The 12009-nt window shown below is 44.1% G+C and carries 6 protein-coding genes; 2 read left to right on the top strand and 4 right to left on the bottom strand.

Annotated elements, in window-relative coordinates:
* Positions 1-131 precede the first annotated feature (131 nt).
* On the top strand, positions 132-1928 hold the full coding sequence (locus PROVALCAL_RS17275; RefSeq protein WP_050788090.1) for an IucA/IucC family protein: 1797 nt from the start codon (positions 132-134) through the stop codon (positions 1926-1928).
* A gap of 49 nt (positions 1929-1977) precedes the next feature.
* Here PROVALCAL_RS17275 and PROVALCAL_RS17270 read toward each other — a convergent pair whose 3' ends face one another.
* Positions 1978-3408 carry an MFS transporter gene (locus tag PROVALCAL_RS17270; protein ID WP_006660631.1) on the bottom strand — a complete coding sequence of 477 codons (1431 nt, stop codon included), beginning with the start codon at positions 3406-3408 and terminating at the stop codon, positions 1978-1980.
* Positions 3409-3482: 74 nt separating this feature from the next.
* Here PROVALCAL_RS17270 and PROVALCAL_RS17265 point away from each other — a divergent pair, with 74 nt between their 5' ends.
* Entirely contained in the window at positions 3483-4157 is a 675-nt protein-coding gene (locus PROVALCAL_RS17265) for a helix-turn-helix transcriptional regulator (RefSeq protein ID WP_006660630.1), read from the top strand.
* Here PROVALCAL_RS17265 and PROVALCAL_RS17260 read toward each other — a convergent pair.
* The 3 genes from PROVALCAL_RS17260 to PROVALCAL_RS17250 form a co-directional block, all read right to left on the bottom strand.
* Complete coding sequence (locus tag PROVALCAL_RS17260; protein ID WP_006660629.1) at positions 4129-4719, bottom strand: rhomboid family intramembrane serine protease; 591 nt, start codon at positions 4717-4719, stop codon at positions 4129-4131. The two genes, PROVALCAL_RS17265 and PROVALCAL_RS17260, sit on opposite strands and share 29 nt — an antisense overlap.
* Positions 4719-9656 carry a DNA repair ATPase gene (locus PROVALCAL_RS17255; protein ID WP_006660628.1) on the bottom strand — a complete coding sequence of 1646 codons (4938 nt, stop codon included), beginning with the start codon at positions 9654-9656 and terminating at the stop codon, positions 4719-4721. Before PROVALCAL_RS17255 ends, PROVALCAL_RS17260 begins: the two co-directional genes overlap by 1 nt.
* Before the next feature lie 121 nt (positions 9657-9777).
* Positions 9778-11979: a flotillin family protein gene (locus tag PROVALCAL_RS17250; RefSeq protein WP_006660627.1), complete on the bottom strand. Its 2202-nt coding sequence runs from the start codon at positions 11977-11979 to the stop codon at positions 9778-9780.
* Positions 11980-12009 lie beyond the last annotated feature (30 nt).

The following is a 12009-nucleotide window of genomic DNA, read 5'->3' as shown; positions in this document are numbered from 1 at the left end:
AAGCGCACTTTTCATTAATTTCAAAATTATCTAATAAGTATGTATATCTAACACCCTTTAAAATGGTCTATCTATCGCATTTTACTTACTCTGCATTTTCAATCTGGTAAGAATGAGAAATGAGGGTATTTATGCAATTAGAACAATGTGATAGTTTAATTTTCCGTGATAATTACTTGACTCAAAAAAGTTGGCTCGCGGCGAACAAAATGATGACAAAGAAGCTCCTAACGGAGCTTACCCATGAAAGAATTATCACACCGATATTAATCGATGAAGATAATTATGTTTTTAAGATTGATAGCCAACAGGTTCGCTATCATTTCAAAGCGAAGAAGTATCTCTTAGAGCATTTAGATATTTGTCTCGATTCCATTAAAAAATATAAACAAGAACAAGAAGTTCCTATTGATGCCTTAGAACTGTTCATTGAATTATTTGAGTTTTTAGAGGTAGATAAATCGCTACTACCCATACATGTTGATGAAATGATCTCGACATTAAACAGTTGGGCCTATAAGCGAACTGCGGATCGCCTTAACGCCGAAGCACTAATACATGCCGATTATCAATTAATAGAATCTACAATGGATGAAGGGCATCCCGTTTTAGTTGCCAATAAAGGGTGCAATGGGTTTGATTTCATTGATTCTCTTAAATATTCCCCAGAATGTGGCGCTCAACAACATGTTGTGTGGATTGCGGTTTATAAAGAGAAAGCTACGTTCAGTGCAATTTCCTCATTAAATTACCAAGATTTAATCCATTCAGAGCTCTCTAAAGAGGAAATTAGTCATTTCAATGAAGTACTTCAACAGAATGAGGTGTTGAACGAAGATTACTACTGGATGCCAGTGCATCAGTGGCAGTGGCGTGAAAAGGTCTTAATTCGATTTGCAGCTGATATTGCTCGTAAAAAAATTATTTACTTAGGAATAAGTTCTGATTCTTATAAGGCCCAGCAATCGATTCGAACACTGTTCAATATCAGTCAGCCAAATAAGCGTTATATCAAGCTAGCCATCTCGATTTTTAATTCCGGATTTATGCGCGGGCTTTCCCCCTATGCAATGAAAACGGCACCGGCAGTTAATGAAAGTCTCGATAACATATTTTCACAAGATGCTTATTTGATTGATAAAAATTTCAAACTACTGAAAGAAGTTGCCGCAATAGGATACCGTGACACTTTGTTTGAAAGGGTCATCACTGAGGAATCACCTCAAAAACATATGTTGTCCGCACTGTGGCGAGAAAATCCATATGATAAAATCGATAAAAATCAGCGATTAATGACCATGGCGTCATTACTCCATATTGATAACCACGGTACATCTTTCCTTATTGAATTAATCAAAGCATCCGGTCTGTCTGGGCGAGAATGGATACGTGAGTATTTAAAACGCTATTTATCGCCGCTATTGCATCTCTTCTACGCTTACGATGTTGTATTTATGCCTCATGGTGAAAACGTTATTTTGATTATTGAAGAGGACAAACCTGCCGGCATTTTCATGAAGGACATTGCGGAAGAGGTCGGTATTTTAAACCATGAAGGTGAGTTACCTGAGGCACTAGTTGAACGCGCTTACACTATGTTAGACAGTGAGAAAATTGAACACTTTTGGACTGAATCATTCGACTATTTCTTCCGCTATATGGCTGTTATTTTAGATAAAAACCAATGCTTAGATGAGGATGATTTCTGGCGATTGGTTGCGGATAATATTCATGAATATCAGGAAGAGCACCCTGAATTACACGAGAAGTATGTGCGGTTAAATCTGTTTGAACCAGCATTTAAACAAACATGCTTGAATCAACAAAAAGTACTGCATGGTCCTGAATGTTTGTCGCTTATCGAAATCAAAACCAATAAGCATCTTAATAGAATGATATCTAACCCATTATTTTTATTTAAAAAATAGTTAATATAAGAAAAGGATACTCACGTTTGAGTATCCTTCAGCGACTTAATTATTTAACTTTGCGAATTAAAATTGCTGCCAAGAATGGGCTAATAGCAAACAGAGCAAATAGCCATACAGATGCTTGTTGAGCTCCGACTAACCCTCCAGGGCTAATCAACCCGCTATTATTGACCACCACACCCACTAATGCTGCGGATAATGCGGTCGCATATAATTGAATAGTGATAACAGAGGAAGAGGCGAGGTTTTCTTCTCCTTTTGGCGCAGCCTTAAATACCCGCAGTACCAAATGTGGCCAACATACGCCAATGCCTAAACCAACCCCCATCATGGCGAGTAAATAGAGAGCAAACAGCAGCATAGAGTCCACTAATGCTAAATTGGGTGTCAGTATCGCTAAAATAACCAATGATAGAAATATGATGACCGGACCCATCTTGAGAATACGCAGGACAATAGCGCCCGTTTTATTGGCGCTCAGTAATGCGCCCACCGTCCAACCCGCCGCCATGACTGCGGTTAAATACCCCGCCATCAAAGGCGAAAACTGATGAATGGTTTGCAAGAAATAAGGCACATAAATTTCTGTGGTCATTCCTCCCACTAGCAGGCACATCGTCAGGAAGATCATCCCAAGTTGAGTTTTCAGGGAGTAAGCTCCTGTAGGGAGTAAACGCTTTCCATTTTTTCCATCAATGAACGCAATGGTGATAAGCAAGGCAATACCGATGAGTAAGCCAACAAGATTGCTGAGTAAGCTTTCTGATAAGCTACCGATTGAGATGGCAAGCACGGAAATAACCAAGAGTGAAATAGCTAAAACTGGAATTTTATTTGACTGTGGTTGTTGATTTTTTTTTCTAGGTAGTTGATTGATAACAATGATTGCCAGTAAAACAGCGACGGGCAGTAAAGCCCAAAAAGCCCAGCGCCAATGACCGCCCTGCGCGAAAATTCCGCCAATGGCGGGACCACAAAGTGTCGCGATCCCCCACATACCGGAAATGACCCCCATGGCACGAGACCACAAGTTTGGCGTAAAGACAATCCGGATCAGCGCATAGCTAAGTGCGAACAACATTCCTCCGCCCAGTCCTTGCAAGGCGCGCCCCCCTAATAACGTCAGCATTGAAGGTGATAATGCACACCAAATAGAACCGAAGGAAAATAGCGCTAGGGCAAAGAGATAAGCCCATTTAGGTCCCAAACTGTCCAGAACTTTACTGGATAAGGCTGAGCCAATAATGGAAGTCGCCACAAATAACGTGGTGTTCCATGCATAGTATTCAAGACCACCAATATCGTTGACGACGCTTGGTAGGATAGTGGTGACGATATAAATATTAATGGCATGTAATGCAACGCCACCCGTGAGAGCAATGGTTAATAATGCATTGGTACCGCTGAGTAAATCGGCCCATTTTCCTTGTTGTTCGGTGCCTGTTTCATTGAGTTCAGTGACAGTTTTGTTGCTCATACACAGACCTGCTGGACGAAAGAGTGAAGAAAGAGGTATTATCCAAGTATTGACTTGGATAATAAAATCACATTATGAATAAAGCAAGTAATTACTTTGATAATCTAAATCTGACTCAGGCGGTGGATAAGGTGCTGTTTTGCATTAAAACGAAAGGACCTATTTCCACCTCCGTCATTGCAGATGATCTGAATTTAACGGGGGAAGCGGCTCGCCAGCATGTTCAAAAGTTGACGTCATTAGGGCTAGTAGAGGGGGTTCAATGTACGGCTCAGTCAGGTGCGGGTCGTCCTCGACAAAATTGGGTATTAACAGAATTGGGGCATCAGCGTTTTCCTGATACTCATGCTCAGCTCGCCTTGCAGTTAATAGATTCAGTAAAAACTATTTTTGGTGAGTCAGGGCTAGAAAAACTGATTGAGCAGCGAGAAGCGGAGAGTCGCAGTAAATATTTAGCACGTTGCCAAGGGTTACCATTAGAGAAATGCTTAACGGCATTAGCTGAGGTGCGTAGCGAAGAAGGTTATATGGCAAAAGTTGAGCATGATGAGGATGGCTGGCTGTTTATTGAAAACCATTGCCCTATCTGCGCAGCGGCGACCGCGTGTCAAAATTTTTGCCGCTCCGAGCTTGCATTATTCCGTGAAGTATTAGGGGAAAGCGTCCATGTTGAGCGGGAACAATATCTACTAGATGGCGCGGGGCGTTGTGTATATCGAGTTACTTTGGCGCGCCCTTCGGAGAATTAGCAGATTGCGCTATTTTCGATTTTTTATTGGCTATCCACGCATAGGCAATCCCTGCAATCGCACCTGCAATATGGGATTCCGTGGAAATTTTTTGATGAACGGGCAATAGTCCGCTTGCCATTGCACCGAAATAGAACAGCACCAACAGGGCGATGACGATGTCTAGCCATTTTCGGCGAAAAAAGCCTTGGGCAATTAACAAACCCCATAGCCCAAAAATCCAGCCACTAGCGCCAATGTGCAGTGCATTTCTGCCGATAAGCCAAACGATGGCACCGCCAATCACAATGATGAAGGCGCTGGCATAAGCGTATTTCCGGATGGAATCGTGTAGGAGTAAAGCACTTAAAATCAGTAATGGGGGCAAATTACTGAGAAGATGAGCCCAATCGCCATGGATCAGTGGGGCAAAAATAATCCCCATCAGCCCATGGGTTGTCCTCGGCTGGATGCCGAAACTGACAAGTGAATAGCCACTTAAGCTATTGACGATTTGAATCGCTATCAGTAAACCCGCAAGAGTAATAAGCAGTTTAATGCGCGGGCTTAGCCAAGTTTTCATTATCGATGTCCAAGAGATTGTACACTTTCAACCAATTGAGCGAGTTGGGTTACTACGCGATCGCCCACATTGGCATTATCACCGCCTAATGCTTTGTTTCGCAAGAAATCTTTCTTGATTTTTTGCCAGCGAGCGGAGTCTTCTTTGCTGAGTCTACCGCGTAACTCTGCCAGTTTGAGTAAGTTTTCTTCCGCACCCGTCGTCAGTAACTGTGCTTCACCGAGATAATGGTCATCCAACAATCTTTCCAGTTCATCATCATTCATGACCGACGAAACTTTTTCACTGAGTTTATTCATATTCCGGTAACTACCTTGTAGGCGGAATGCGGGTTCAGTTCGATATTTATCAGACTGTGCAGCGCTAGCAATGTATTGTTGATTCACTTTCAGCACGACATCACGCAAGCTTAGCAAGCGGGAAATAACGGCGGTTATTTCATTAATTTCGGCATCGGAGTAGGGGTAGCTGAGCGCATTGGTAGAAACGGATTTACCCATGGCTTTATCCACCAATAAGTATAGGTCGTTTAAATCACGCAGCGCCAGTGGTGCTAATACAGGATTGGATGTCAGGCTGTTTTCAATATAGCTCAGTGCAAAAGCATCATCCATGCCGCCTAATACCTCGCCGAGGTTATAAATATCTGCACGGTTAGCCAGCATATCTGGGATTCTGAATACTTCGCCAGATTCGGTATATGGGTTACCAGCCATCACGACGCAGAATTTTTTCCCACGCATATCGTAGGTTTTGGTTTTATCTTTCCATACCCCTTCAATGCGGCGGGTTCCATCACACAGGGAGATAAATTTCTGTAAGAATTCAGGGTGAGTGTGCTGGATGTCATCCACATACAGCATCACGTTATTACCCATTTCGAGGGCAAGATTGAGCTTTTCTAACTCTTGTCGAGCGGTGGCATTGGGGGCTTGCTCTGGGTCGAGAGACAGAACATCGTGTCCAAGGGCTGGACCATTAATTTTCATAAAGATCAGGCCAAGGCGGTCAGCCGCGTACTCCATTAAGGTCGTTTTACCGTAGCCCGGCGGGGAGATCATCAGCAATAGCCCCATTAAATCGGTACGTTTATTTTCGCCAAGGGCGCCAATCTGCTTAGCCATGTTGTCGCCAATGATCGGCAGATACACATCATTGATAAGTTTATTACGCACAAATGAGCTGAGTGGTTTCGCTTTGAACTCATGGAGTTTTAGGCGGCTGCGTTCTTCACTGACAATACGTTGGCGCAAAGCTTGGTATTGACGAAATGCAGGAATGAATTGCTTACGCTGTTCGCGCATTCGGCTGAAATAGTCATCCAAACTTAGCGAGAGAGTTTGGTTATGGATAGTGGGGTGATCGCCTAGTAGCCCACTGACTTTAAAGTATAAATCGGCTTCGCTATAACGTGCGGATGCCATTTTATCTAAGATAATAATCGCAATCGCACCTGGAATATAAGGGCGTAGGTGGGCAAACTCCTCGATAGAACATAACCCTTGCAGCCAATTTTGCAGTAATGCCCAGCGTTGGGCATAACGTGTACCAAGGTTTTGTTGTGAACGGTTAAAATCCAACCACATATGTGCGTCTTCTAAACGTGTTTGCAGTGCACTCACTAAGTCTCGCGCATACTTGCTGTATATCAGCTCAATTGGCGTTCTGGCTAAGGCAAAGCTCAGATATTCTGCGGCTTGAGCTTGCTGGTGAAGTTGGCAATCAATGGGGTTATCTTGCAAGAATAAGCTGATATCTGCTTCGATCTCTGCTTGAAGGTCGAGAAGTGCGTCATCGTTATTGAATAACTGACGAATGTTCATCGCGGTTCTTGCTCGCTCAGGCCACTGAGCAGGGTATTCCTGATTTTGGATATGCTGCCAAAAAATGGCGGCAATAGCGCGAGCGGTTGGATTGAAACGCAGTAAATCAGCACTTTCACCGATAGGGATCAGTTTTTTCAAGATAGCAATGGCATCGTGGTCATGGATCCCTTTTTCGTAGCCTTCTTTATAGCGCGGGGCGGCAAAATCACGAACCAATTTATCCATTTTCTCGGGGACAGAAAGGGCACTCTTTAGGGTGTCATAATCTAAACCATCTTGGCGTTTTGCGGCCGCATAGATGATGGAATAAGCGAGGTATTCTGCGCGATAAACGGTGTCGGATTCAGACTCAAGGTTTGCTGTCCAGTAAGGTTGTAAGGTCGCGAGTTCAGCGTTATCAATCGGCTCTTGGAAATCGGTGCCCGTAAGATAGACCCACAATTGGTTATCTTTCGGTAAAATAGTGAGGTCAAGCTCTTGTGTATTAACACTGAAACGGTGGCGACCCAGCTTAATGATGTTACCGCCATCTTCAAAGATGTCGGTTTTATCTCGCAGAATACGAATAGCTTGATCTCGGGAAGCTTTGAGCCTTGCATCGATATCATCGGCTTTAACGTTATCGTTGATTTCCCGAAGTTTTTCGATGATTTCACGGGTTTTCTGTGCCAGTGGGTCGGTGGCAAAAAACGCATTCAGTTCATCTTGGTTTTGCAAGCGTACAGTGCGGCGTTGAAGGCTTTCTAATAATCGGTCTGCGGCAGTGAGTAAATTCTGTGAACGACGTTGACGGTCATCAATGAGCGTTTGTTTATGAGACTCAAATGTTTCCAGCAGCTCTTCGCGTTTCGCTAAAATATCATCAAGAAATTCATCATGATGGCTAAACTGACTTTCTAGCTCTTCTAATTGAACCAGTAATCGAGATAGCTGATCATCACAACGTTCAGGGTCGGTCGCAAGGGAGAGTGCGTTAGTGATCCCTTGGCTAAACAAACGAAATTGAGCCCCAAATTGAGCCACACTTTCAACGCTAGTTTGGGATTTGCGTTTTTGTTGTAGACGAGCGCGAGATTGGTTTAATTGCGCATAAATCTGTGAAATAGCGTCAATGATGTGTGTTTGTAGCGTCACATCATCGAAACTCAGCGATGCCATTAAGTTAGAGAGCATATCCAAATCCGCTGACATTTTTTCCATGTCATTCATTGGCGTGTCTAACTGAGCACTCGTCTGTGCCTTGTCTATTTGCTCTTCAAAGGTAGCCAGCTGAGTTTTTAACGGTTGTAGAGCTTTATCACTGGCAAGAAACTGTGCGGTAGCTTGAGAAACACGCTGCTGAGCGTCAGTAATTTCTGTTTCCATCTCACTGAGGGTCGTGAGATCCATATAGCGGAATTCCCGTAGGGAAATCAGGTGTCCTTGTTGGGTATTTAAGGCATTTAATCCATCCACAAATTGTTGAATATTCGTCCATCCTTCCGGTAAGGTTAGGGAAAGTAAGGATTTTTGGCGAGTGATTGCCTCATTCATGGATTTTGCGGATTGCTGGCGGATACTTTCGACTTTTTCATACTCGTCGAGAACCAGCTCACTGGTTTGGGTTATTTCTTTTAATAACTTGCCAATGCCTAAGCACTGCTCGTCATTAAACCAGTAGAAAATATCCAGCAAGTTTTTGGGTTGTTGGCTAAGTTGTTCGTAGCGGGAAACTGACACGTGGTTACCGTCAATTTCTTTGGCGATATGGAGAATTTCGGAAATTCCACGGACTAAATCTGCGTTGCCAATACGCCCAAGAAAACCACCGCGAGCGGGTTGTTTGTCTGCAAACTCGTCAGAATAAAAAGGCGTTTGCCATACTTGCATGGGGTGAACGCGGGTGGCTTCATCACTTTCCCCTTCGAACAAGACCATCTTGCCATCTTCTAGCATGGCATAACCATGCCCGATTAATGGGACTGCAAGTTTACGTTCAATCAGATTGTAGTTGAAAAGGGCGATACGACCTTGGTTGGGGGAGTAAAATACATATAGTACATCTTCCCCATTGGGCGAACGACGTAAGCGACGAAAGCGCATCCCATCCATTGGCTGCTCAAAGGTTTTATACTCCCCATTTTGCAGGTAGTAGCCTCCTGGGAAAATAATGCCATGATCTTCAGGAAGCTGTACACAGGCTTGTCCAATCGCGTCGATACGCTGAACGGTTTGGTTCAGGATGTTGTAAACCAAATAACGCCAGCTTTCTTCACGATATGGCAGGATTTTGAGTAAAATCAGGCTGCCAGTCTGTGCGTATTCAATTTGGGCGTCATCAAGGGATTGGTTTTTATCAAGTACCGCTTCGCGATATATGCCTAGCCCATCTTCCGTGTTGTTTTCACATTTGATGGTCAGGTCACCGCCAATCGTTTCTACAAAGACGGTATCGAGAATATTGATATGAGGATAGCGCCCATTTACGGTGTTTTCTCGTGTGGTACGCACCCATTCGAAATCGTTGGTTGGCGGTAAGGCAATGTCTCGTTCACCGCGATTATCGATGTATTCAATACGCGATTTATCGCTGGAAATTGACCAGCGGAAAACCCGCACATCCGTTAACCGATCACCAATTTGAAAGCTCGCTAACAGCTTGCCATCACGTTCGACTAATTGAAGTAACTGCGTGTTTTTGTAATAGGTGTAGAGTTCAGTAAAATCCTGAACAAAGCGGGTGTCACTGAGGAAGGTGCCTTCATAAGGAACAGCATCTACATCAAAATCGCCTTCATTTTCAGTGAGCTGGTAGAGTGAAAAAACATCTTCAATGTGCGTTTCTTTTTTTAAACCAAGAAAAACGTTATAGCCAAATAGCAGCCAATCGCCGACTCGAACAATGTCTCTGGCTTGGCAATTATTTTCAGTACGAATACGGATACGCCCGATGATGTCCATCTGGCTTTGACCAAATTCAGTCAGTCGGCTGTCATTAAGTTGCGCCGCTTTTTGATGAAGTTGCTGCCCTTGTTCTGTCAGGCGCTTGCGCAGTATTTCATACGCGCCACCTTCTGCTACGGCATTGTCGAGAATTTCCTGTTCGCGATTCACATCTTGGGTTTCTGACATGTTTAACGAATTTCCTTGGTCTTAAAAAGAGATACGCTCATAAAACGTCAAGTCACAGATAAACTGTAACTTGACGATATTGAGGTATAAAACTTACCTGAAAAGCGAAAATATTGATGGATTAGCGTTGATTATCATCGTAAGAAACGGGCTTACTGACGATATTTTTTGCTGTTTGCGTTGCGCCTTTTGCTGCCATAAACCCATTGATTAAGTCTTTCACTTCAGGGTTTTGCAGTAAGGATGCAATATCAATTTTCTTCTCTTCTGTGGCGCGGTTTACCAGCTTTTCAAGATTTTCCTTGGCAAAGCTGCTTTTATCCATAAAGCCATCAACGGCTTTTCCTAAACTCAGTGCTTTGGAGAACGTGTTGAAGAAGTTACCATCACCACCGACAATTTCGATGTTGGTTTTGCTCAGTGCCGCAGCCAGCACATCCGCTTGTTCGCGAGCAATTTCTTTATTCGCTTCAATGGATGCCATAGATTGCTCAAACTCTTTCTCAAGACGCATACGGAATTCTTCATGTGAGCGAGCGGTGTCACTGAGGTGATCCATTGACTGGAATTTATCTGTCAGACCGTCAGCTTCGGCTTTCAGGCGTTGGCGAATCACTTCGGCTTGCGCTGCACCTAATTGACCTTCACCACGCGCTTGAGCGGCCAGTTTTTCTTCCAGAACTTTGGCATCAGCCAAGCCCAGCTTCTCTTTTGCATTCGCTTGTTGCTCTTCACCGCGGGCTTGAGCGGTCAATTTTTCTTCCAGAATTTTCGCTTCAGCAAGACCTTGCTCGCGTTCAGCTTGGGCTTTGGCTTCCATCACTTGGGCTTCGGTTAAGCCTTTTTCTTTCAGACCACGGGCTTCGGCTAACAGTTTTTCTGCGGTAATATTCGCTTGAACCAGCCCCTCTTTCTCTTCAGCTTCGGCTGTGGCTTGGCGAACACGAGCTTCGGCTAAACCTAATGCCGCGTGCTCGGCTTCAATTCCTTCGGCTAAGCGTTTTTTCGCTTCCGCTTGTTTCGCGGATGCTTCCAATTCAGCTTGTGCCATGGTGCTGATTTCTTCTGCGCGGTGTTTGGCACTCGCTTCATCGGCTTCAGCTCTTTTCACTTGACGGACTAAGGCTTCCTCAGCTTCTGCTTGGGCGTTAATCACAGTGACTTGCTTCATACGTTCCGCTTCAGAAATCTCACGAACCTCTTTGATGCGCTCTTCTTCTTGAGCCACAGTTTTTTCAACCGCTACACGCTCACGAATCACGTTAGAGATATTTTTGCGCTCTTCTTCTAATGCTTTTTCTTTATCAATACGTTGCAACTCAACTTCGCGTTCACGTGCAACAATTTCTAGTTCACGAGCGCGGTTAACGCGTTCTTCTTCAATAGCGACAGCACGAGTGCGGTTCTGCTGAGCCACTTCGACTTCACGCATACGGTTTTCTTCGCGAATTTCAATTTCTTGCTGCGTTTGAATACGAGCTTGCTCGGACTTGAGACGTTCTTCTTCTTGAACGCGCAAGGTTTCTGCTTGTTCGCGAGCGCGGATATTATCGATTTCACGTTTTTGGCGAGCTTCAGCATCGGCTTGTTGGCGCTCTAATGCCAAGCTAGCTTCGCGGGTTTCCACATTTTTTTTCTGAATGGCTAACTCTTGATCTCGCTCTTTTTGGTTCGTTTCGATGTTGTGGATAGCGGTAATTTCGGTGATTTTACGAATACCTTCGGAGTCGAAAATATTATTGGGGTCAAGGGCAGATTTCGGTGTTTGCTCTAAATAGTCGATTGCTACGTCTTCGAGAGCATAGCCGTTCAGATCCTTGCCTATTACATCGACGATTCGGTCGCGGAAATTTTGACGGTCTTCAAACAACTTAGCTAATTCAAATTGCTTGCCCACTGTTTTCAGGGCTTCTGAGAATTTAGCACTAAACAAGGAGCTAACAGCTTGATGGTCAGATGCACGGTCAACACCGATAGCCTTAGCGACTTTTAATACGTCTTCCGTGGTTTCATTCACGCGTAAATAGAAGGCAACGGTAATATCGGCACGCAAGTTATCTTGGCAAATTAAACCGTCTTTACCGCGGCGGTCGACTTCCAGAGTGAGCAACGAAATGCGCATAAACTCTTTTTTGTAGATAACGGGATACACTAATGCCCCTGTAAAGTGGACTTTAGGTTGTGACGACATGTCGTTGACAATCAGGGCGGTGCCTTGAGGGACTTTGATATAGAACGCTTTAAATAAGCCAAAAAACCCAAGAATGATGATTATCACTCCCCCAACAACCGTTAAAAAAGGCATGTATTCAGCCAAATCCATATTTCTTCTCCATGGGTTCTGACGATGTCG

Origin of the sequence: Providencia alcalifaciens DSM 30120 (genome assembly GCF_000173415.1) — a bacterium.
Taxonomy (GTDB): domain Bacteria; phylum Pseudomonadota; class Gammaproteobacteria; order Enterobacterales; family Enterobacteriaceae; genus Providencia; species Providencia alcalifaciens.
Note: the sequence above shows the minus strand (reverse complement) of the source record. Positions and strands in the feature narration are given on the sequence as shown.

Bases quoted from the DNA above. Each gene is read 5' to 3' on its own strand.
- PROVALCAL_RS17275 (WP_050788090.1), top strand. From the start codon at position 132: ATGCAATTAGAACAATGTGATAGTTTAATTTTCCGTGATAATTACTTG.
- PROVALCAL_RS17270 (WP_006660631.1), bottom strand. From the start codon at position 3,408: ATGAGCAACAAAACTGTCACTGAACTCAATGAAACAGGCACCGAACAA.
- PROVALCAL_RS17265 (WP_006660630.1), top strand. From the start codon at position 3,483: ATGAATAAAGCAAGTAATTACTTTGATAATCTAAATCTGACTCAGGCG.
- PROVALCAL_RS17260 (WP_006660629.1), bottom strand. From the start codon at position 4,719: ATGAAAACTTGGCTAAGCCCGCGCATTAAACTGCTTATTACTCTTGCG.
- PROVALCAL_RS17255 (WP_006660628.1), bottom strand. From the start codon at position 9,656: ATGTCAGAAACCCAAGATGTGAATCGCGAACAGGAAATTCTCGACAAT.
- PROVALCAL_RS17250 (WP_006660627.1), bottom strand. From the start codon at position 11,979: ATGGATTTGGCTGAATACATGCCTTTTTTAACGGTTGTTGGGGGAGTG.